The sequence below is a fragment of the Arthrobacter sp. Y3225209 genome, assembly GCF_059090685.1.
Genome location: NZ_JBNHFW010000025.1, coordinates 12,205 through 32,939, shown reverse-complemented (window position 1 = coordinate 32,939; position 20,735 = coordinate 12,205). Strand labels below are relative to the sequence as shown.

Here is a 20,735-nt window from a genome sequence, read left to right as displayed (position 1 = left end):
GGTATACTTTCGATCACTTCCTGCCACGCGGATCGGCGAAGATTGTGCCCAATGATGTGCGCCCAACATTCGGAGGACCTATGTCGCACATTTTGCTCCTGACCAACAGTTCCGGTTCGTCAGTGAACGTCCTGCCTGCCCTGGAACTCCTGAACCATAAGGTGCACGTTGTTCCCGCCGAGCCCACGGCCCTGCTGGACACCGACCCCTGCGACGTCATCCTGGTGGATGCCCGCCGGGACCTGGTGGGGGCCCGTTCGCTGACCCAGCTGCTCAAGGCTACCGGCCTGGGCACACCGCTCATCCTGATTCTGACCGAGGGCGGGATGGCCGCCGTCGCGCCGAACTGGCTCTCCGACGACGTCATCCTGGACACCGCCGGCCCGGCCGAGCTTGAAGCCCGGCTCCGCCTCGCCTCGGCCCGCACCCGTTCGGAGGCAGAGGAAGCCTCCTCCGAAATCCACGCCTCCGGCGTCGTTATTGACGAGGCAAGCTACACCGCCCGGGTCAGCGGGACCGCCCTGAACCTGACGTACAAGGAATTTGAACTCCTTAAGTACCTGGCACAGCATCCCGGCCGCGTGTTTACCCGCGACCAGCTGCTCCACGAGGTGTGGGGGTACGACTACTACGGGGGTACCCGGACGGTGGATGTCCACGTGCGGAGGCTGCGGGCCAAGCTCGGCCCGGACCACGAAACCCTCATCGGCACGGTCCGCAACGTCGGGTACCGCTTCACCCGCTCCCGTGCGGAAACCGCTGCCTCTGCCAGCCAGGATGCGTGATCCTGCGGGCTCCGGCCCGCGCCCGCAGGCTGCTCCCGCGCTAGGCTTTCGACATGAGTGAAGAACAGCAGACAGCCTGGCCGGTACTTGAAACCCGCGGCACCCCCGAACCCGGGGCGCTGGCAGACATCCTGGAGCTGGCGTCCGCAGCACAGGACTCGGATGGCAATCCGCCCCTGTCCGAGCAGACTCTCGTTGACCTGCGCTCCGCGGATGCCGATCCCGGCGCACTGGCCGTATTCACCACCTACGCCGACGACGGCGGTTCGGACACCGGCAGCGGCCGCTGGCTGGCCGGCGTCGCCGTCCTTGTTTCCGATACACCGGGCGGCCCGGGCGTGCTGGAAATGGTGGTGCACCCGAACTACCGCAACCAGGGGGTGGGCACGGCACTGGCAACAGCCGTGCAGGGCGCGGCCGATGCCCGGCCCGCTGCCTGGTCACACGGAAACCATGAGGCAGCTGTGGAACTCGCTGCCCGGTTCGGATACCGGCCGGTGCGCGATCTGTGGAAGATGCGCCTGAGCCGCTCGGCGCTGCAGGAATCGCTGCCGGAGCCCGTGCTTCCCGAGGGCGTCACACTGCGTGCCTTTGTGCCCGGCCAGGACGAGCAGGCGTGGCTTGCGGTCAACGCCGCCGCCTTCGCGCATCACCCTGAGCAGGGCGGCATGAGCCTGTCGGACCTGCAGGCCCGCATGCAGGAGGACTGGTTCGATCCGGCCGGTTTCCTTCTGGCCGTGGACGGCGACGGCGGAATCCTGGGTTTCCACTGGACGAAGGTGCACCCGGGCACCGCCGGACACCCGGCCATCGGCGAGGTGTACGTGGTGGGGGTGAGTCCCCGCGCCCAGGGCATGGGATTGGGCAAGGCACTGACCATCGCCGGAATCGAGCACCTGCACCGGGCCGGACTTGATGCCGTGATGCTGTATGTGGACGCGGACAACACAGCCGCCGTGGCCCTGTACCAGCGGCTTGGATTTGTGCGTTGGGACCAGGACGTGATGTACGCCCCCGCCTAGCGCGCCCGCAGCTTGTAATGTTGTTGAAGCAGGGCCCGGCAGGGTTATCCGCGCCGTCGGCCCTGCCCCGCCGCCAGTACCTCAGGGAGACACTATGGATTTCGATACCGCCGCCGAGCCCCGTTCGACCTTTGGGTCTGCCGAGGCCATGTCGGCGCCGCGGGCTACCCAGGACCGCATCGACATCCCGGACTTTGGCCCTGCCCTGCTGCCCAGCGGGGACATCTCGCCGGAGCGGTTCCTGGACCGGGAAATCAGCTGGCTGCATTTCAACGCCCGCGTCCTGGAACTGGCGGAGGATCCGGAGCTGTACCTGCTGGAGCGGGTGAACTTCCTGTCCATCTTCGCCTCGAACCTGGACGAGTTCTTTATGGTCCGCGTTGCCGGCCTCAAGCGCCGCATCGCCACCGGACTCGCGGTCCCCTCCGCGGCCGGGATGAGCCCCATCGAACAGCTGGAGGAAATCGTCGCAGCCGGGTACCGGCTGCAGCAGCGCCACGCCGACGTTTTTGCCCGGCAGATCCGCCCCGCCCTGGCCGAGGAACAGATTTACCTGCTCAGCTGGGATGAACTGGATGAGGCCGCCAAGGCGAACCTGCACAAACAGTTCGCCGCCAAGGTCTTCCCCATTCTGACTCCCCTGGCCGTGGACCCGGCCCACCCCTTCCCCTACATTTCCGGCCTCTCCCTGAACCTGGCAGTGGTGGTCCGCAACCCGGTCAGCGGCAAGGAGTTCTTTGCCAGGGTCAAGGTCCCGGACCAGCTGCCGCGGCTCATCTCGGTCGACGGCCCGCGCGCGGGCAACGTGGCAGGGCGCACCGCCCGCTTCATTACGCTCGAAGACATCATCGCCCAGCACCTGGACCAGCTGTTCCCCGGCATGGACGTCATTGAGCACTACACCTTCCGCGTCACCCGCAACGAAGACCTCGAGGTGGAAGAGGACGACGCCGAGAACCTCCTGCAGGCGTTGGAGAAGGAACTGCTGCGCCGCCGGTTCGGTCCGCCCGTGCGCCTCGAAGTCACCCCGGACATCAACCCGAACATCCGCGAACTGCTCGAGCGCGAGCTGGGCGTGGAATCGGACGAGGTGTACGTCCTGCCGGCGCCCCTGGATCTGCGCGGCCTCTCCGGCATCAGCCGGATTGACCGGACGGACCTGCACTACCCCAAGCAGGTCCCGCACACCAACCGGCACCTGAAGGAGTCCGAGACCTCCAAGCCGGCCAACGTGTTCGCCGCGATGCGCCGCCGGGACATCCTGCTGCACCACCCGTACGATTCCTTCTCCACCTCGGTGCAGGCCTTCCTGGAGCAGGCTGCGGCCGATCCGCGTGTGCAGGCCATCAAACAGACCCTGTACCGCACCTCCGGCGACTCCCCCATTGTGGACGCCCTGATTGATGCCGCCGAGGCCGGCAAACAGGTCCTGGCACTGGTGGAAATCAAGGCGCGCTTCGACGAACAGGCGAACATCTCCTGGGCACGCAAGCTGGAGCAGGCCGGGGTGCACGTGGTGTACGGCATCGTGGGCCTCAAAACGCACTGCAAGCTCTCCCTGGTGGTCCGGCAGGAGGTGGACGGCCTGCGGCGCTACTGCCACATCGGTACCGGCAACTACCACCCCCGTACGGCCCGCTACTACGAGGACCTGGGACTGCTCACCGCCAACGAACAGGTGGGCGAGGACCTCACCAAACTGTTCAACCAGCTCTCCGGATACGCTCCGAAGTCCACCTTCAAGCGCCTGCTCGTTGCTCCGCGCTCGGTCCGCTCGGGCCTGATCGACCGGATTGAACGGGAAATCGCGAACAAAAAGGCCGGCCTCAACGCCCGGGTCATCATCAAGGTCAACTCCATGGTGGACGAAGCGATCATCGACTCGCTCTACCGGGCATCGCAGGCCGGAGTGCAGGTGGACGTGATTGTCCGTGGCATCTGCTCGGTACGGCCCGGCGTGCCGGGTCTGAGCGAAAACATCACAGTGCGCTCGATCCTGGGCCGTTTCCTTGAACACTCCCGGGTGTTCGCCTTCGCCAACGGCGGCGACCCGGTGGTGTTCATCGGTTCCGCTGACATGATGCACCGCAACCTTGACCGCAGGGTTGAGGCACTGGTCCAGCTGGCGTCCAAGGAGGATGTTGCGGATCTGGTGGCACTGATGGACCGGTACATGGATCCCGGCACCGCCAGCTGGCATCTGGACCCGGAGGGCATCTGGACCCGCTACCACAAGGACGCGGAAGGCAACCCGCTGCAGGATGTGCAGTCCTGGCTGCTCGCGTCGCGGTCCCGCCAGCGCTCGGTGGCCCGCCGCTGATGGAAGCAACCGAACCCGGGACCGTGTCCGCGGCGCAGGAGGACATCCCACTCAAGGTGGTGGCAGCGGGCGCCCTGTGCTGGCGTGTGCGGGACGGAAAGCTGCAGGTCCTGATGATCCACCGTCCCCGCTATGACGACTGGTCCTGGCCCAAGGGCAAGCTTGACGCCGGTGAAACCACCCCGGAATGCGCCGTGCGGGAAGTCCGCGAAGAGGTAGGCATCAACATCACCCTGGGCATTCCGCTGCCGGCGACCGTGTACCCGGTGGCCTCCGGGATGAAGATCGTGCATTACTGGGCCTCACGGGTTGACTCAGACAAGCCCACCCCGGACGGCAGGGAGGTGGACGGGGTCCGCTGGTGCAGCCCGGAGGAAGCCGGGGAGTCGCTGACCAACCCCACGGACCGGCTGCCGCTGCAGGAACTGGTGCTCGCCTACGACGAGCAGCGCCTGCACAGCTGGCCGCTGATCATCGTCCGGCATGCCAAGGCCAAACCGCGTTCCTCCTGGACCCGTGCTGAGGGAGAACGTCCGCTGGTGGCCAGCGGGCTGCGGCAGGCACTGGCCGTCTCCCGCCTGCTGGTGGCCTGGCGGCCCAAACGCGTGGTGTCCAGCCCGTGGCTCCGCTGTGTGCAGACCGTGCGGCCCTATGTAAAAGCGCAGGGGACCAAGTTCAAGACCGTTGACGCGCTGACCGAACACAACGCACGGCGCAAGCCGGGCAAGGCCCGGAGCGCCATTGAAGCGCTGTTCGACAAGGCCAAGCCGGTGGCGGTGTGCACGCACCGCCCCGTGCTGCCGCTGGTCTTTGACACCCTGGCCGCGCACATGCCCGCGGACATGGCCTCCGGGCTTCCGGACAAGGACCCCTACCTTGCCCCCGGCGAGGCCGTGATCTGCCAGGTCAGCCACGCCGATGAAGGCCGGATTCTTTCCCTGGAAAAGTACCGGGCGTTCGACGACTGAGAGGCCGGGGCCGGGCGCCCGCGGATGCCCCGTTGTTACGCTGTCCCCTGGTGAAGGGGGAAAGCTTATGACGGGTACAACAGAGGACGGCAGGACTGCGTCAACGGTCCGATCAGGCCCTGCCTATACCTGGTATCTGGCCTATACCTGGTATCTGGCATCCGTCGCAGTGACGATTGCCACCGCCGGTATCGGCGCCTGGCTCTACCCGGGGCTGCCTCAGTCCCTGCCGGTGCACTGGAACGGTGCCGGGCAGGCGGACAGTTTCGCAGAGAAGTCCCTGCTGTCCGTTTTTGCGGTGCCGCTGATAGCCCTCGGATTGATCCTGTTCCTGCTGGGCACTGCCGCGCTCGCCCCGCGGCTGGCACAGTGGTCCGGGCAGGTGCGCGATGATGCGGCAGCGCATGCCGCCAATCTGCGGGCAACCCGGTTCTTTTTGGGCGGCACCACCTTCGCGCTCAGCCTGCTGCTCGCCTGGCTGGCGCTGCGGGGCTGGCTCCTTCCGCCGGACGGCTCCACGGCCGAATTCCTCCTTCCCACCGTGGCGTTTTTGCTCGCCATGGCGGGCCTGGGTCTCGCAGCACTGCGCCGGTACCGCCGGGACGTTGCCGCGGCAGGCCGGCCGGTTGACGGAACGGTTGACGGAACGGCGGCCGGGGCAGCCGCCGCCGGAGAACCCGCGGACGGGGATCCCGTGTACGACAGCAGCAATTACCGCGCCGGCATCTACACCAACCGCGCTGATCCCCGGGTCCTGGTCCCGAAGCGGATAGGCGTGGGCGTGACACTGAATGCCGGCCGTCCCGCCGGGCTGGCTTTCTATCTGGCGATCGCCCTGATCAGCGTGGCAGGCCTTGTGGCCGGCATCGCTTTCCCCCTGTTTGCGGGCTGACCTGTTCTAGACTGGCCGAGTGAGCATTCCTACCCCGTATGAAGACCTGCTGCGTGATGTCATGGCCAACGGCACGCAGAAGTCCGACCGCACCGGTACCGGCACGCGCAGCGTGTTCGGCCGCCAAATGCGCTTTGATCTCAGCGAGTCCTTTCCGCTGATCACCACCAAGCGTGTGCACTTCAAGTCAGTGGCCCTGGAGCTGCTCTGGTTCCTGCGCGGTGACTCCAACGTCCGCTGGCTGCAGGAACGCGGCGTCAGTATCTGGGACGAATGGGCGGACGACGACGGCGAACTGGGACCGGTCTATGGTGTCCAGTGGCGCTCCTGGCCGACCCCCGACGGCGGGCACATTGACCAGATCGAGAAGCTGGTGGAGGGGATCCGGAAGAACCCTGATTCCCGCCGGCACATCGTCACTGCCTGGAACCCGGCAGAGGTGGAGAACATGGCCCTGCCGCCGTGCCACGCGATGTTCCAGTTCTACGTTGCTGACGGCCGGCTCTCCTGCCAGCTCTACCAGCGCTCCGCAGACACTTTCCTGGGCGTGCCCTTCAACATCGCTTCCTATGCCCTGCTGACCCTCATGGTCGCCCAGCAGACGGGTCTTGAACCCGGCGAGTTCATTTGGAGCGGCGGCGATGTGCACATCTATGACAACCACGTCGACCAGGTCCGGGAACAGCTGAGCCGGGAACCCTTCCCCTACCCCAAGCTGCACATCCGCCGGACCCCGGAGAGCATCTTCGATTACGCCCTGGAGGACTTCGAGGTCCTCGATTACCGGCACCACCCCGGTATCAAAGCACCCATTGCCGTCTGAAAGGACGTTTATGACTGAGTTCCCCGGCACCGCAACGCCAGAGACCGCTGCAGCCCCGGCCGGTTCCACGCTCTACTACCCCGTCGGCGGCGGCACCGATGCCCGGGGCGCGGACCTGCACCAGGTCCTCCGGGCCCGCGGCAGTGCTCCCGGCAACGGACCGGTTATTGGCCTGGTGTGGGCGCAGACAGCCGACGGTGTGATCGGGCGGGACGGCGGGATGCCCTGGCACCTGCCTGAAGATATGGCGCACTTCAAGAAGACCACTGCCGGCCACCCCGTCATCATGGGCCGGCGCACGTGGGAATCCTTCCCGGCCGCGTACCGTCCGCTGCCCGGGCGGACCAACATCATCGTCTCCTCCCACTCCGGCCTGGCGGATACCGCCGAAAACACCGTCGTGGTCCGCTCGCTGCAGGAGGGGCTCGAGGTTGCCCGGACCAGCCCCGGCAGTGAGGAAATCTGGATCATCGGAGGCGCCCAGCTGTATGAGGCAGCGGTCCCGGTGGCGCATACGGCGGTGGTAACCGTGATTGACACCGCTGCCGAAGGCGACACCTATGCCCCGCATCTCGGCGCAGACTGGACCTTCGCAGGTGTCAGCCCGGCTGCCGGCTGGTACACGGCTGCAAACGGCACCAACTACCGGATTGCGTTGTGGACCCGCGACCCGGCCAGGAGTGACGTAACCGACCACGACGCCGGGGCACCGCTGACCTAAACTGGAACGCATGACTTCTTCCTCCGTTCCCACTGCAGGCTTCGTCGGCTGGCGCGGCATGGTTGGCTCCGTCCTGATGCAGCGCATGCAGGACGAGGGCGACTTTGACCTGATCAACCCGGTGTTCTTCTCCACCTCCAACGCCGGAGGTGCCGCCCCGTCCTTCGCTGCCGGCGCGGGACCGCTGCAGGACGCCTACGACGTCGATGCACTGGCAAAGCTGCCCATCATCGTCACGGCGCAGGGCGGGGATTACACCGCCGAGGTGTTCCCGAAGCTGCGTGCAGCCGGCTGGGACGGGATCTGGATCGATGCCGCCTCGACACTGCGGATGGAAGACGACGCCATCATCGTGCTGGATCCGGTCAACCGCGACGTGATTGACGCAGGGCTGGCCCGGGGCGTGAAGAACTTCGTGGGCGGCAACTGCACGGTTTCCTGCATGCTGATGGGCCTGGGCGGACTGTTCCGCAACGGCCTGGTGGAGTGGGGCACGTCCATGACCTATCAGGCGGCCTCCGGCGGTGGTGCCCGTCACATGCGGGAGCTGCTGAACCAGTTCGGTGCGCTCAACGGTGCCGTGGCCTCGGAACTGGCGGACCCGGCGTCGGCCATCCTGGAGATTGACCGTGCCGTCCTGGCCCAGCAAAAGAACCCGGAGATGGATTCGTCCCGCTTCGGCGTGCCGCTGGCCGGCTCCGTCATTCCCTGGATTGATGCGGACCTGGGCAACGGTATGTCCAAGGAGGAATGGAAGGGCGGGGCTGAGACCAACAAGATCCTCGGCCGCGATTCCTCCGGACGTATTCCGTTCGACGGGCTGTGCGTGCGCATCGGTGCCATGCGGTCCCACTCCCAGGCCCTGACGCTGAAGCTGACGGAGGACCTGTCCGTGGAGGAGATCGAAAAGATCATCGACGCTGACAACGAGTGGGCCACGGTAGTGCCCAACACGAAGGAAGCCACCATGGCCGGGCTGACGCCGGTGGCCGTGACGGGAACGCTGCAGATCCCGGTGGGACGCATCCGCAAGCTGGAAATGGGTCCGGAGTACATCAGCGCCTTCACCATTGGTGATCAGCTGCTGTGGGGCGCTGCCGAACCGCTGCGCCGGATGCTGCGCATCGCCACCGGAAACCTGTAGGCGCCCGACCGCCGCCTGCGCCCTGCCACCGCAGCGCGCAGGCGTGCCGTGCCTAGAGTGAGCAGTTCACCAGAACCGGTTCAGGATGCAGCCGGATACCAAAGGACTTCTCCACGCCGTCGGCCACGGCCCGGGCAACGGCCAGCAGGTCCCCCGCGGAGGCTGTGCCCCGGTTGGTGACGGCCAGTGTGTGCTTGGTGGACAGTGAGGCGCGTCCTCCGGTGCCGTCTTCCGGTGCCAGGCCAAAGCCTTTCCGGAAACCGGCGTGGCTGATCAGCCAGGCCGCGCTGAGCTTCACCCGGCCGGGTTCCTCCACCGGGTACCGCGGCGCGTCCACAGGCAGCCGGTCAGCCGTTTCCGCGTCGACAATCGGGTTGGTGAAGAAGGACCCGGTGCTGTAGGTATCCGGGTCGGAGGCATCCAGCACCATACCCTTGCCCGCCCGCAGCCGCAGCACCTCCCGTCGCACGTCCACGGCGTCGGCGGATTCACCTATTCCGACGCCCAGTGCCCGGGCCAGCTCGGCGTACCGCACCGGAGCGCTGGTGTGGCCTTCGGTCAGGACAAACTCCACACTGAGCACCACATAGCGCGGCGAGCCGTTGACGGTGCTGCGCTTGAGCAGCGAGTCCCGGTACCCGAACTCCAGTGCGGCGTTGCTGAACTCCACCACGGTGCGTTCGGTCCGGTCCCAGGCACGCACCAATCGGATGGACTGGGACACATCGGCGCCGTAGGCACCCACGTTCTGCACCGGCGTCGCGCCGGCGAGCCCGGGAATTCCGGAAAGAGCCTCGAGACCGGAGTAGCCCTCAGCCAGGGTGTACGCCACCAGTTCGTCCCACGGCTGTCCGGCTTCGGCCCGCAGGACGGCCTGGCCGCCGCCGGTGCGGGTGATCTGCAGGCCGCGGGTGGCAATACGGATCACGGCGCCGTCGAAGCCCTCATCAGCGATCAGCAGGTTGGAGCCGCCGCCGATGATCAGCAGGGGCTCGCGGGCCTCGTCCGCAGCGCGGATGGCGATGATCAGTTCGTCTTCGGTCTCCGCTTCGAGGTAGCGGCTGGCGGGTCCGCCCACACGGGCGGTCGTCAGGGACGCCAGCGGCATCCGGGTCAGTGCAGTCACCAGATCCGCACCACTGCCTGGGCCTTGACCAGCACTTTCTGGCCGTTGAAGGTCACCGTCAGGTCTACCCGGGCGGTGGAATTGTCCAGGTCAACGGCACCAATGACGCCGGTGACGTTCACTACGGCACCGGGGGCACCGTCCGTGTCCTCCACCGTAACGGGCCGCGTGAAGCGGGTCTGGTAATCAATCACGGCTCCCGGATCGCCGATCCAGTCACTGACCATCTGCACGGCGGCACCCATGGTGAACATGCCGTGGGCGATCACGCCGGGCAGCTCCACCTGGCGGGCAAACCGCTCATTCCAGTGAATGGGGTTGAAGTCACCGGACGCACCGGCGTAGCGGACAAGATCGGCGCGGGAAATCTCCAGCACTGCCGATCCGATTTCGGTGCCGGTGGAAAGCTCACTCAAGGCAATCGACATGTGGGTTACTTGCCCTCTCCGCGGACGAGGATGGATGAAAGGGTCGTGGCGACGCGTTCCCCGTCAGGTGTGGAAATCTCGGCACGGGTGCTGATCAGGGCGCCGTCGCCCATCGCCCGGACCGAATCGACGTGCAACTCTGCCACCAGTTCGTCTCCGGCCACGATGGGACGGTGGTGGGTGAACCGCTGGTCGGCATGCACCACGCGGGAGAAGTCGATGCCCGCGTCGGGATCGGCCACCAGCCGGGCGTCTGCCCGCTGGGCCACAATGACGGCGAAGGTAGGCGGTGCCACGACGTCGGTGTACCCCAGTTCACGGGCACGGGCGACGTCGAAGTGCGCGGGATTGGTGGCTTTGACGGCAGCGGCGAACTCACGGATCTTCTCGCGGCCCACCTGGTATACCTCCCCTGCCGGGTAGGTGCGGCCCTGCAGGTCCGGGTTGATGCTCATTTGGTTCCCTTGATTCGGCGGCGGGCGTCCCTGGCCCGCACCACCATACCGCTCAGGTGCGTGCTCAGTCCCACAACTATCAACGGCAGGGCGATGTACATCATCACCTGGTTGTCCATGACGGCGCCCAGCAGCACCAGGAGCACCCCGGCACCGCTGATCGCCAGCGCGCTTACTACCAGTTTCCGATACAGGGGCGAGCCGGTTTCCCAGGGGGTATTTAGCATGTCTTCAGAATACAGGGACGGGCGCCGCGGGCCGGAACGGGGCACCGGCTCCTGAGGCAGCCCCGCCCGGCGTCCGGCAGTGCGGCCCTGACGCAGGCCGCCCTGTTTTGCTTCCTGCCGGCTAAAACAGTGCCGTCTGCAACGCGGGCATGCGGGTGCGGTAGGCGCCCGTCTCCAGACGCCGGCCCTTCAGCCGGGACAGGTCCGCTGCGAAGAACCCGCTTTCGCCGTCCACCCGGACCAGCGCCGTGGACCCCAGGACCGCTTCAATGATCATGCCGTGCTCCCCGACGCCGGGATCGGTGGGATAGGGCTCGCAGGGCGTCTCCAGCACGGTGGCGAACTGTGCAGGCGGCACCCACTGCTCCTCCACGGCGGAGAACCCGTCCATTCCGGTGCTGTCGAGCGCCGCGCGCGCTGATTCGGAGGCCTCTGCATTGACGGCTTCCAGCGCGGCGACCGCCAGCGGCCGGGTCAGGGCTGCGGTTTTGGCGCCTGCACGGACGGCTTGGGGAAGCCCGGCCAGCGAGGTGACAGTGTCTTCGAGCACCCGCACGGTCAGTCCGTTAGCGGCGCGGGCCACATAGGACGCACGGACGGCGCCCTGCTCAATGAGGCGCAGCTGCTTGCGCGGGTTCGCGGCTGTACCAACCTTCGTGGCCCCGTCAGCGAAAGTGGCCACATAAAGCCAGTGCGGCTGGTCGAGATAGCGGCGCAGTGGTTCAGGCAAGGTGGGCGAGCGGTGGCTGTTGTGGATGCCGCGGACCTCGTCGCGCGCAAAGCAGGGACCGCACTGGTAACCGCGCCCGGCCGCTGCCTGTGCCGGGCACGGAGTATGGACCTGGACGCCGTCGCCGGTGACCTGCCAGAACCCGAGACAAAAACGCCCTGGGCTGTCCGGTCCGTTCAGGATCCGAAACCGCAGTTCGGTGCCCGGGTCCAGCCGCAGTGCGCGGGCTTCCCCGGCGGGGGTGTGCAGCGTCAGCCTGGCCCCGGAGGTGTCCCAGGCAGTGCCGGAGCAGAGGAACCTCCCTGCCGCGGAATCCTCCGCTGCCGGTTCTGCGTCAGTCACGGGAAGAAGCCTCCGAAACGCCAAGGGGTGGGGTAACGATTTTCACGTTACCCCACCCTTGGCGGCGAACCGGCAGGCCGTTAGGCGTGCTGGCCCTCGTGCTCACCTTCGGCAATTTCCTCAACGAGCTTGTCGTTGAAGGCCGGGAGGTCGTCCGGGTTACGGCTGGTGACCAGACCCTGGTCCACCACCACTTCCTCGTCGCTCCAGTTGGCGCCTGCGTTCTTCAGGTCCGTGGCGAGCGTGTGGTAGGAGGTCATGTCGCGACCCTTGACCACATCCGCCTCGATCAGCAGCCAGGGACCGTGGCAGATGGAGGCCACCGGCTTGTGCGCTTCGAAGAAGGCTCGCGCAAACTTCTGGGCATCCTTGTCAACGCGCAGGAAGTCTGCGTTCACGACGCCGCCGGGAAGCACCAGTGCATCGAATTCCTCGGCCTTGGCATCGGCAACGTTGAGGTCAACCGTAAAGGTTTCGCCCTTGTCCACGCCGTCGAAGCCCTGGACCGTGTCCTGCTTGGGCGAGACGAGGACCGGCTGCCCGCCGGCGTCCTTCACGGCTTCCCACGGGCTGGTCAGCTCAATCTGCTCCACCCCGTCGGTGAGGAGGAAGGCGACCTTCTTGCCGGAAATATCGTGCTGTGCCATGGTGTGTCTCCGTTCATTCAGCCGCGCACCGTAGTGATCCGGTGGCAGCGGCGGTGCTTTACGGTTTCGGAAGCCCTGCGGCTTCCGCTGTCCCCACCCTATGAAAGGTTGCTGATAATCAGCAACCTTATTTAGCTCTGGGAGAACTCTGCTGCTGCCGAATCTGTCCGAAACGGCTGTTTACAACCCCTCGGCAACAGCAGCAGCTGCCGCCAGCCAGGCACGCTGGGCCGCCGGTTTCAGGGAATCGTAGCGGATCTGCCCCTTGCGCAGGGCCGGGTCATACGGGATGGTGACGGCGGCGCGGGCCAGCTCGCCAAACCCGTCAGCCACGCGCCGGGCCTGGCTGTCCGTCCCGTTCCGGTCCGACTGACTGACAATGACGACGGCGTTCCGCGCGAGTTCCGCATAGCGGCCGCCACGGGCTGCCAGGGCTTCAAGCAACAGTGCACCGGCCTCGGCGTGCTCCTCGACGGTGGTGGTTGCGATGACCAGTTGGTGCGTGTGGTCGATCATTCGCAGCCACCGCTCGGCGCTTTCATCATTGCCGGAATCCACAATGTTCAGGCGGAAGTACTTGGAAGCGACTTCGTGCAAGGCATCGAAGTCCTCGGCAGTGATCTTTTGCTCCGAGGCCAGGACGTCCGGCTTGGACCGCAGGACGTCGAACTTGTCCTCCACCTGATGATGGACAAAGCGTGCCAGGAGGGCGGACTGGGCCGACGGCGAGAGCAGATCGGCGGTTTGCGGCAGCAGGTCCATGACCGTTGCTTCATGCGGGCCCTGCTCGGTACGCCAGCCCAGGGTGCCCCTGGTTTCATTGTTGTCCCAGGCCAGCACCGGGCCGCCGCCGTTGCGGGCGAATACGGCAGCGAGCATAACCGTGCTGGGTGTTTTATTGGCCCCGCCCTTGCCGTTGACCACGGAGACGGTCCGGGGGCCGGGCCAGTGCTGGCTGACCGCCCGCATGTCCCGGCGTTCTGCGAGCTCGTCAGCCGAGGGGGCCACCCGCATGCCCAGGCCGGCCAGCAGACCGCGGAAACCCTTGGTCGCCGGGATGGCAGCGGGCTGCAGGTCCAGGAAGGACGCCCGGCGTCCCTCCCGGTGGCTGCGTTCAGTGCGCGCCTCCGCACGGCTGACCGGCTGGTGCGTTGTCTCCGCCGTTTCATCCGTCCAATCACCGGAGGCTGGCGGCTCTGCTTCACCCGCGGGGTAGGCGTCCCGCAGCGGATCGGGGCTACGCCCTGCTTCGGGCAGACGCGCCGGTTCCGGCATGCCCGCCGGCAGGGGAGGCAGCACGGGCACCGATTCGACCGGGCTGACGCCTGCGCCCGCAAATCCCCCGGCATCCTTGCCGCCACCAACGCCGTACGCCCCCACGCCGGCCAGGTTTCCACCCTCGAAATCGTCCACGCCGTCCCCCGCCGCCGCGTCTCGGCCTTCGAATGCTTCGCCGTCCCCGCCCTGGGGCGGTTGGTTCCACCACTCCGCACTGCTGTCCGTGACCGTCCGGGCACGCAGGCCGCGCCGGGTGGGCAGGTCATTCCCGTCGGCGGGATGGGGATAATTCTCAGTCATGGATGGTCTTCGTCTTTCGTTCCGTGGGGGTGGCGATTGATCTGGACGGGCCCGGCCCTGTGATCCATTGTTTCCAATGTTTCGGATGTTTCCAATGTATTGAGATGTGAGCACGGTGGTGGTGCTACAGGGCACGGGCCACCCGCACCGCAGGAAGCAGGCGTAATCCGGGCAAACAAAAAGGGCAGGCATGGAAGTTACAACTTCCATGCCTGCCCTGATGTGTAGCGGTGGGGAGGCTCGATCTCCCGACCTCACGATTATGAGTCGTGCGCTCTAACCAACTGAGCTACACCGCCATAAATGAGTGAAGCCCGCGTCATCTAAAATGGCCTCTGCAAAACAAACAGCCTTAGCAACGCGGGCCCTCCCATTGAGAGCCCCGACCGGGAATCGATCCCGGGACCTCCATCTTACCAAGATGGCGCTCTACCACTGAGCTATCGGGGCAACGACATAAAACTCTACCAGCACTTTTCTGGAAGAAGAAATCGAAAACGACCAACGTGACAAGAGCCACTTCGGAGGCTGCTGCACCACCATTTCAAGCCTCTTGGAGGTAAACTGCAGGTCCGTTTTCTAAGTATGCTTATGCTACGAGAAAGCGAGGGCACGTGAACACAGTGCCGAACCACGGTTCAAAGGGCCTCTTCCTGGGCGGAAGATACCGACTCCTGAACCAGATCGGGGCCGGTGCCATGGGCACCGTCCACCGCGCCCGGGACGAATTCCTTGGCCGCGACGTAGCGGTAAAGATCATCCGCCCCAAGGCAACCAGCGAATTGGATCTGCGGCGCAGCGATGCCGAGGCCAAAATCCTGGCGCGCCTGAACCACCACAGCCTTGTAACCCTGCTGGATGCAGGCTCCGACACCGCGGACCCCCGCCACCCGCTGATCTATCTGGTCATGGAACTCGTCCAGGGCCTGGATCTGCGGGACCGGCTTCGGCAGGGTCCCCTTCCGCGCCGCCAAGCAGCACTGATCGGCTATGACCTGGCACTGGGCCTGGGCTACATCCACGGCAACAACGTGGTGCACCGGGATGTAAAGCCAGCGAACGTCATGCTGTTCGATTACGGCAGCGACGATGCCCGGATCCGTGCCAAGCTCACCGACTTCGGAGTTGCCCTGGTGGCAAACGAGCCGCAGCCCCAACACGGAACCTTCTCCGGCACAGCCGGGTTCATGAGCCCCGAGCAGGCCCGCGGCGAGGAAGCTGTCCCTGCCAGTGACGTGTATTCGCTGGGCCTCGTCCTGCTCCAGTGTCTGACTGGAAAGCAGGCCTTCCCCGGACCGGCCCTGGAAAGTGCCCTGGCACGGCTTCTGCGCGACCCGGAGATCCCCGCCGATCTCGGGGGCGACTGGGAGGGCCTGCTGCGTGCCATGACCGCGCAGGACGCCACACAGCGGCCCAGCGCCCACGACGTCTCCCAGGTCCTGTATGACATGATCATCGCCGCGCGGGGACGGCACCGTGTTGCCCCGGAGCTGCTGCCGGCCAACGAGGCGCAGCGGATGGACGCGGTCCGCCGCTACGAGCTGCTGGATACTCCCCCGGATGGCGCCTTCGACCGGGTCACCGCGTTGGCCGCCAGGATATTCAACGTTCCGGTGGCGATTGTCAGTGTGGTGGACACGGACCGGATCTGGTTCAAGTCCCACCACGGCACGGAGGTCACCGAAATCGGCAGGGACCCGGGGCTGTGTGCCTCCGCGATCCTCCAGGACGGTGTTTATGTGGTCGGCGATGCCCGGCAGGATCCCCGGACCCTGTCCAACCCCCTGGTTGCCGGCGAGTTCGGCCTGCAGTTTTACGCTGGCGTACCGCTGGAAACCAGTGACGGGTACAACCTGGGCACGTTCTGCATCCTGGACACCGAACCCCGCCGGTTCTCCCCCGAGGAGGCCGGTACGCTCGCGGACCTGGCGGCCATTGTCATGAATGATCTGGAACTGCGACTCGAGAGCCGCCGGGCGGTCCACCCCGTGGAGCCCGCAGCCGGCTAGCCGTACAACGGGTAGCCATGCAGCGGGCACCGGCCGTACCCCGCACGGAAGCAGATACGCAGGAAGGGCGCCTCCCGAAGCGGGAGGCGCCCTTCCTTGTTTGTCCGGACTACTGCCCGGACCGGCGCCGGAGTCCCGGCGCCGGGTGTTTCCTAGTCGCGGAAACGGGGCTTGCGGGCACCGGTACCGGCGCTGTCGCGGAATCCGCCTTCACGCTTCTTGTACGGGCGGTCGCTGCCGCGGTCACCGAAGGACCGCTCGCCGTCGCGCTTCTTGAAGTCCTTCTTGAACCCGCGGTCGGCACGGTCGTTGAAGCTTCCACCTTCGCGTTCACGCGAGGGCTTGCGTCCCTTGTCCAGTTCCAAGTGGATCAGCTCGCCGCCGATCCGGGTGCGGGACAGGGCACGCAGCTGGTCCTTGGACAGGTCCGCGGGCAGTTCCACCAGGGTGTGGTCGGCACGGATATCAATGCCGCCGATCTGGGCCGAGGACAGGCCGCCCTCATTGGCGATGGCACCCACGATCGAGCCGGGCAGCACACGCTGGCGGCGTCCGACGGCGATCCGGTAAGTGGCGTTGCCTTCGGTCAGCGGGCGCGTCGGGCCGCGTGAGCCGAAGCCGTCGCCCCGGCCTTCGGACCGTTCGCGCTGGCGGGCCGGAGCCTGCGGGATTTCCTGCAGCAGCAGCGGACGCCCGCCCTGGGCCATAACGGCCAGGGCTGCGGCAACCTTTTCCGCGGGAACATCGTGCTCGGCGATGTACTTGGTGACCAGGTCGCTGAAGATGGAAACGTCCTCGGAGGCGAGGGTTTCGGTGATCTTCTCGGAGAACTTGGCCAGGCGCTTCTCGTTGACCACGTCAACGCTGGGCAGCTGCATGTGCTCTACCGGCTGGCGGGTGGCCTTTTCAATGGCGCGCAGCAGGTACTTCTCGCGCGGGGTCATGAACAGGATCGCGTCGCCGGTGCGGCCGGCGCGGCCGGTACGGCCGATGCGGTGCACGTAGGACTCGGTGTCATGCGGGATGTCGTAGTTGACGACGTGGCTGATGCGCTCCACGTCGAGGCCGCGGGCGGCAACATCCGTGGCAACCAGGATGTCGATCTTGCCGTCACGCAGTGCCTCGACCGTACGTTCGCGCTGCTGCTGCGGGATGTCGCCGTTGATGGCGGCGGCGCTGTAGCCGCGGTCCTTCAGCTTGTCGGCCAGGTCCTCGGTGGCAGCCTTGGTCCGGACGAATGCAATGACACCGTCAAAGTCTTCGGTCTCCAGGATGCGGGTCATGGCATCGAGCTTGTGCGGGCCCATGACCTGCACGTAGCGCTGACGCGTGTTGGCACCGGTGGTGGTCTTGGACTTGACCGTGATTTCCGCAGCGTTGTTCAGGTACTTCTTGGCAATCTTGCGGATGGCCGGGGGCATGGTGGCGGAGAAGAGGGCAACCTGCTTCTCGGCCGGAGTGGAGGACAGGATCTGCTCCACGTCTTCGGCGAAGCCCATGCGCAGCATCTCGTCGGCCTCGTCCAGCACCAGGTACTCGAGGTTGGACAGGTCAAGGGAACCCTTGGCAATGTGGTCGATCACGCGGCCGGGGGTACCCACTACAACCTGGGCGCCGCGGCGCAGGCCGGCGAGCTGGGGGCCGTAGGCGGAACCGCCGTAAACAGGCAGCACGGTGATGCCGTCCATGTGCGTGGCGTAGGAAGTGAAGGCTTCCGCGGACTGCAGGGCAAGCTCACGGGTCGGTGCGAGCACCAGGACCTGGGTGTCCTTGGTCGCCGGCCGGCCGGCCAGCAGGGACAGTGCGGGAACCGCGAAGGCGGCGGTCTTGCCGGTACCGGTCTGTGCCAGGCCCACGACGTCGCGGCCTTCGAGCAGCAGGGGAAGGGTAGCTGCCTGGATGGGGGACGGCTTGACGTAGCCGACATCCTTCAGGGCTGCCAGGACGCGCTCGTCCAGTCCGAAGTCGCTGAACAGAACGGTGTTCTCTTCGGCTTCGGGGGCGACAGCGGTGCTCTCGGCGTTTTGGGTGTTTTCCAGCGTGGCTTCAGACAAGAGGTAATCCTCATTCAATCGGGGACCGGGCAACCATGCGGCTGCGGGACGTAAGTCCGGCGCTGTTGCAATCCCAGGCAGGACTTTCCGTCACAGCTGTGGGCCGATTTCACTGGATTGTGCCTACGACCGGTGTGACGATTTCTTTGCCGGCGCTCCCCAAAAGATGAATCTGCCCGCATAGGATGCAGGCCCCAACACAACGTACCGTACGGTTTCAGCGATTATTCGATGACCCGTAGGAAAATAAGGGAATACCGGAGTGGGGGATGCGTTCCACTGTACGGCATCGGGGCGACAGGTGGCCATTCGGGGGCGGTGAGCTTGGGCACAGCGGCCGGTTCACGGGCCTCAGACGGCTGCCGCCCTCGCGGACAGGGTGCGCAGGACTTTGCGGATTTCCGGGGAAAGGGTGATCTCCCCTGCTTTGGCGGACGCCTGCAGTGCAGCGGCCTGGTCCTGGTCCGGTCCGTGGAAAACGTCCAGGATGCGGACCCCGTGGGCGGGCCGGCTCAGGACCTCCACCGGATCACCGGCGGAGATGCTGCCGCGGCGGCGGACCCGAAGGTAGGCTCCCACCCGGCCTTCCTCTGCGAAACGGCGCGTCCAGTTGGGCACACCCATACGGCGTTGGAAATTGCGGCAGGGGGTGCGCGGGCAGGTCACTTCCACCTCAACGTCAGTCCCGATCCGCCAGCGTTCCCCGATCAGCGCCTCGGTGGCATCAATGCCGGCCAGGCGCAGGTTCTCCCCGAAGAGACCGGGCGGAATGTCCCGGCCCAGTTCCCTCGCCCAGAAGTCGGCATCGGCCTGGGAATAGGCATAAACCGCTTTGGACTCCCCGCCGTGATGCCTGCGGCTGGCTTGCAGATCCCCGGTCAGCCCCAGCGGATGCACCTGCACGGCTCCGGCCACCGGACGCTTGTCGATGGCGGTGACGCCGGTGGCGTCCTTGGTAGGCAGCAGTCCGTGCACAAGGCACACTGCCAGCAGCGAACCGGTTCTCATGCCAGCAGTCTAGGACTGCGGTTCGGTTGTCCGCATCAGCCCCGACGGGGTGTTGCGCCACCAGTTCCGCGGCCGGCTCCGCCAGCAGGCAGCGAGCCACCAGGCCAGCAGCCCCATCCCCCAAAAGACACCAATGCTGGATGCCATCAGCCACGGTTCAGGGATCTGTGAGTCCAGGTTCGGTGAATTGAACAGTTCACCGATGCTCTTGGGCGAATAAATGAAAATGACCAGCGAGGACACCAGCAGGACCTGGCCGGTGATCTTCAGATTCCGCTGTCCGCTGCCCAGATCCAGCAGGTTCCGGGCCAGGACGGGAATGAAGAGTGCCACCCACACCCAGTGGTGGGACCAGGAAACGGGCGAGATCAGCAGCATCAGCAGCGCAGTGACGGCAAGGGCGGTGAAGGTCTGCCCGCGGTTTCCGGCAATGCGGATGACCACGGCGGCGGCCGCCACACACAGCAGCGACAGGATGAGCCAGGGGATATCAACCGGAAAGTCGGGGCCGCCGAAATGAAGAATGGCACCCTTGATGGAGAGGTTGTCCACGTACCCCGCGCCGCCGATGCGGGAGGTATCCGGCAGCAGATCCGTCCAGTAGGTCCGCGACTCGCGGGGAAGGATAAGGAACCCCAGGCCAAAGGTCGCCAGGAAGCCGTAGGCCATGTTGCGCAGCCCGCGCCAGTCCCCCCGTACCAGGAAATACAGTCCGAACACCAGCGGCGTCAGCTTCAGGCCGGCCGCAACCCCGGTCAGCAGTCCGGTTGGCCAGCCTTCCCGCTTGTTCACAAAGTCCGCCATGATCAGGCCAAAGAGCAGGATATTGATCTGCCCGAAAGCCAGCGTCTCGCGCCAGGGGCCCAGCACAATGATGAATCCGGTTCCGGCGATGGCCAGGGCGCGAAGCCAGGGCTGGCGCAGCACGTCCCGGACACTCTCACGGCGGAAGACATACCGAACAGCCCAGACCGATGTGGCAGCGGCAATGGCCAGGGAGATGCCCGTGAAAATGTTGATGCCCAGGCTCTGGCCGAAAGGGGCAAGCACGGCAAAAACCAGCGCGGCAAAGGGCGGATAGGTAAAAAGCAGGCTGCTGTCGGCGTCGTACTGGACCGACTTGGTGTACAGCTCCCCGGTGGCGTCCAGAATGCTCTGCCCGCCGGAAAGGTACACGCGGAAATCCAGCCCGTGGCGCGGCGATAAATCAAAAGCTGTCCATACGAGCAGCCCGGCAACCGCAAGCGCTCCCAGGGTCGCAGCGGTCCGCACGATGGCGGATCGGTGGATCTGGCCCATTGTTCTCCCTGTTAGCACCGCAGGCCGCGCATGTGGCGCCACACAGCGTGTATTTGTGCGATCTTGATGTGGCCTTAGTCTACCGGCCGGCTGTCCCGGACCGCTCCCCGCGTGGGCAGGCGATAGGCTGGCCGAAGACGAACAATGCAGCGAAAGG

At 66.0% G+C, this 20,735-nt stretch carries 19 protein-coding genes and 2 tRNA genes; 9 read left to right on the top strand and 12 right to left on the bottom strand.

Annotation, left to right across the window (positions count from 1 at the left end):
- Positions 1-80: 80 nt before the first annotated feature.
- The 8 genes from AC5RVB_RS13205 (at position 81) to asd (ending at position 8,675) form a co-directional block, all read left to right on the top strand.
- Entirely contained in the window at positions 81-785 is a 705-nt protein-coding gene (locus tag AC5RVB_RS13205; protein ID WP_227903923.1) for a winged helix-turn-helix transcriptional regulator, read from the top strand.
- Between the two features lie 53 nt (positions 786-838).
- On the top strand, positions 839-1,807 hold the full coding sequence (gene mshD, locus AC5RVB_RS13200; protein ID WP_494142896.1) for a mycothiol synthase: 969 nt from the start codon (positions 839-841) through the stop codon (positions 1,805-1,807).
- A 94-nt stretch (positions 1,808-1,901) separates the two neighbouring features.
- Positions 1,902-4,127, top strand: coding sequence for an RNA degradosome polyphosphate kinase (locus tag AC5RVB_RS13195; RefSeq protein WP_227903926.1), 2,226 nt, complete (start codon positions 1,902-1,904; stop codon positions 4,125-4,127).
- A complete protein-coding gene (locus AC5RVB_RS13190; protein WP_290244309.1) occupies positions 4,127-5,095 on the top strand; it encodes an NUDIX hydrolase in 969 nt (322 codons plus the stop codon). Before AC5RVB_RS13195 ends, AC5RVB_RS13190 begins: the two co-directional genes overlap by 1 nt.
- Before the next feature lie 67 nt (positions 5,096-5,162).
- A complete protein-coding gene (locus AC5RVB_RS13185) occupies positions 5,163-5,987 on the top strand; it encodes a DUF1648 domain-containing protein (RefSeq protein WP_494142895.1) in 825 nt (274 codons plus the stop codon).
- A 19-nt stretch (positions 5,988-6,006) separates the two neighbouring features.
- Positions 6,007-6,810: a thymidylate synthase gene (locus AC5RVB_RS13180; protein WP_227928746.1), complete on the top strand. Its 804-nt coding sequence runs from the start codon at positions 6,007-6,009 to the stop codon at positions 6,808-6,810.
- A 10-nt stretch (positions 6,811-6,820) separates the two neighbouring features.
- Positions 6,821-7,531, top strand: coding sequence for a dihydrofolate reductase (locus AC5RVB_RS13175; RefSeq protein WP_290244306.1), 711 nt, complete (start codon positions 6,821-6,823; stop codon positions 7,529-7,531).
- A gap of 10 nt (positions 7,532-7,541) precedes the next feature.
- The gene (asd, locus tag AC5RVB_RS13170; protein ID WP_227928744.1) at positions 7,542-8,675 is read left to right on the top strand and encodes an aspartate-semialdehyde dehydrogenase; all 1,134 of its coding nucleotides are present in this window, start codon (positions 7,542-7,544) and stop codon (positions 8,673-8,675) included.
- 52 nt (positions 8,676-8,727) lie between these two features.
- Here the strand turns inward: asd and AC5RVB_RS13165 are convergent, their stop codons facing one another.
- From AC5RVB_RS13165 to AC5RVB_RS13125, 9 genes are all read right to left on the bottom strand, one after another.
- On the bottom strand, positions 8,728-9,792 hold the full coding sequence (locus AC5RVB_RS13165) for a UDP-N-acetylmuramate dehydrogenase (RefSeq protein ID WP_494142902.1): 1,065 nt from the start codon (positions 9,790-9,792) through the stop codon (positions 8,728-8,730).
- Between the two features lie 5 nt (positions 9,793-9,797).
- On the bottom strand, positions 9,798-10,229 hold the full coding sequence (locus tag AC5RVB_RS13160; RefSeq protein ID WP_494142894.1) for a MaoC family dehydratase: 432 nt from the start codon (positions 10,227-10,229) through the stop codon (positions 9,798-9,800).
- Between the two features lie 5 nt (positions 10,230-10,234).
- Entirely contained in the window at positions 10,235-10,684 is a 450-nt protein-coding gene (locus tag AC5RVB_RS13155; RefSeq protein ID WP_227903940.1) for an FAS1-like dehydratase domain-containing protein, read from the bottom strand.
- A complete protein-coding gene (locus AC5RVB_RS13150) occupies positions 10,681-10,911 on the bottom strand; it encodes a hypothetical protein (protein ID WP_227903942.1) in 231 nt (76 codons plus the stop codon). The genes AC5RVB_RS13155 and AC5RVB_RS13150 overlap by 4 nt, the downstream gene beginning before the upstream one ends.
- Before the next feature lie 121 nt (positions 10,912-11,032).
- A complete protein-coding gene (locus tag AC5RVB_RS13145; protein WP_494142893.1) occupies positions 11,033-11,983 on the bottom strand; it encodes a DUF2797 domain-containing protein in 951 nt (316 codons plus the stop codon).
- Between the two features lie 80 nt (positions 11,984-12,063).
- Positions 12,064-12,630, bottom strand: coding sequence for a type 1 glutamine amidotransferase domain-containing protein (locus AC5RVB_RS13140; RefSeq protein WP_227903946.1), 567 nt, complete (start codon positions 12,628-12,630; stop codon positions 12,064-12,066).
- 180 nt (positions 12,631-12,810) lie between these two features.
- Positions 12,811-14,208 carry a MinD/ParA family ATP-binding protein gene (locus tag AC5RVB_RS13135; RefSeq protein ID WP_227903948.1) on the bottom strand — a complete coding sequence of 466 codons (1,398 nt, stop codon included), beginning with the start codon at positions 14,206-14,208 and terminating at the stop codon, positions 12,811-12,813.
- A gap of 225 nt (positions 14,209-14,433) precedes the next feature.
- A tRNA-Met gene (locus tag AC5RVB_RS13130) sits at positions 14,434-14,507 on the bottom strand.
- A 79-nt stretch (positions 14,508-14,586) separates the two neighbouring features.
- Positions 14,587-14,658 (bottom strand) — tRNA-Thr (locus AC5RVB_RS13125).
- A 164-nt stretch (positions 14,659-14,822) separates the two neighbouring features.
- Here AC5RVB_RS13125 and AC5RVB_RS13120 point away from each other — a divergent pair.
- The gene (locus AC5RVB_RS13120; RefSeq protein ID WP_494142892.1) at positions 14,823-16,217 is read left to right on the top strand and encodes a GAF domain-containing serine/threonine-protein kinase; all 1,395 of its coding nucleotides are present in this window, start codon (positions 14,823-14,825) and stop codon (positions 16,215-16,217) included.
- Between the two features lie 152 nt (positions 16,218-16,369).
- Here the strand turns inward: AC5RVB_RS13120 and AC5RVB_RS13115 are convergent, their stop codons facing one another.
- The 3 genes from AC5RVB_RS13115 to AC5RVB_RS13105 form a co-directional block, all read right to left on the bottom strand.
- Positions 16,370-18,271 (bottom strand): DEAD/DEAH box helicase, encoded by a 1,902-nt coding sequence (locus AC5RVB_RS13115; protein ID WP_269436326.1) that lies wholly within the window; start codon positions 18,269-18,271, stop codon positions 16,370-16,372.
- A gap of 351 nt (positions 18,272-18,622) precedes the next feature.
- The gene (locus AC5RVB_RS13110; RefSeq protein ID WP_290244299.1) at positions 18,623-19,279 is read right to left on the bottom strand and encodes an MOSC domain-containing protein; all 657 of its coding nucleotides are present in this window, start codon (positions 19,277-19,279) and stop codon (positions 18,623-18,625) included.
- 9 nt (positions 19,280-19,288) lie between these two features.
- Positions 19,289-20,578, bottom strand: coding sequence for a glycosyltransferase 87 family protein (locus AC5RVB_RS13105; RefSeq protein ID WP_494142891.1), 1,290 nt, complete (start codon positions 20,576-20,578; stop codon positions 19,289-19,291).
- Positions 20,579-20,735 lie beyond the last annotated feature (157 nt).

Excerpts from the sequence above, each read along its gene's own strand:
- mshD (WP_494142896.1), top strand. The coding sequence starts at position 839 with ATGAGTGAAGAACAGCAGACAGCCTGGCCGGTACTTGAAACCCGCGGC.
- AC5RVB_RS13190 (WP_290244309.1), top strand. The coding sequence starts at position 4,127 with ATGGAAGCAACCGAACCCGGGACCGTGTCCGCGGCGCAGGAGGACATC.
- AC5RVB_RS13185 (WP_494142895.1), top strand. The coding sequence starts at position 5,163 with ATGACGGGTACAACAGAGGACGGCAGGACTGCGTCAACGGTCCGATCA.
- AC5RVB_RS13150 (WP_227903942.1), bottom strand. The coding sequence starts at position 10,911 with ATGCTAAATACCCCCTGGGAAACCGGCTCGCCCCTGTATCGGAAACTG.
- AC5RVB_RS13160 (WP_494142894.1), bottom strand. The coding sequence starts at position 10,229 with ATGTCGATTGCCTTGAGTGAGCTTTCCACCGGCACCGAAATCGGATCG.
- asd (WP_227928744.1), top strand. The coding sequence starts at position 7,542 with ATGACTTCTTCCTCCGTTCCCACTGCAGGCTTCGTCGGCTGGCGCGGC.
- AC5RVB_RS13140 (WP_227903946.1), bottom strand. The coding sequence starts at position 12,630 with ATGGCACAGCACGATATTTCCGGCAAGAAGGTCGCCTTCCTCCTCACC.
- AC5RVB_RS13175 (WP_290244306.1), top strand. The coding sequence starts at position 6,821 with ATGACTGAGTTCCCCGGCACCGCAACGCCAGAGACCGCTGCAGCCCCG.
- AC5RVB_RS13155 (WP_227903940.1), bottom strand. The coding sequence starts at position 10,684 with ATGAGCATCAACCCGGACCTGCAGGGCCGCACCTACCCGGCAGGGGAG.
- AC5RVB_RS13105 (WP_494142891.1), bottom strand. The coding sequence starts at position 20,578 with ATGGGCCAGATCCACCGATCCGCCATCGTGCGGACCGCTGCGACCCTG.
- AC5RVB_RS13135 (WP_227903948.1), bottom strand. The coding sequence starts at position 14,208 with ATGACTGAGAATTATCCCCATCCCGCCGACGGGAATGACCTGCCCACC.
- AC5RVB_RS13110 (WP_290244299.1), bottom strand. The coding sequence starts at position 19,279 with ATGAGAACCGGTTCGCTGCTGGCAGTGTGCCTTGTGCACGGACTGCTG.
- AC5RVB_RS13205 (WP_227903923.1), top strand. The coding sequence starts at position 81 with ATGTCGCACATTTTGCTCCTGACCAACAGTTCCGGTTCGTCAGTGAAC.
- AC5RVB_RS13195 (WP_227903926.1), top strand. The coding sequence starts at position 1,902 with ATGGATTTCGATACCGCCGCCGAGCCCCGTTCGACCTTTGGGTCTGCC.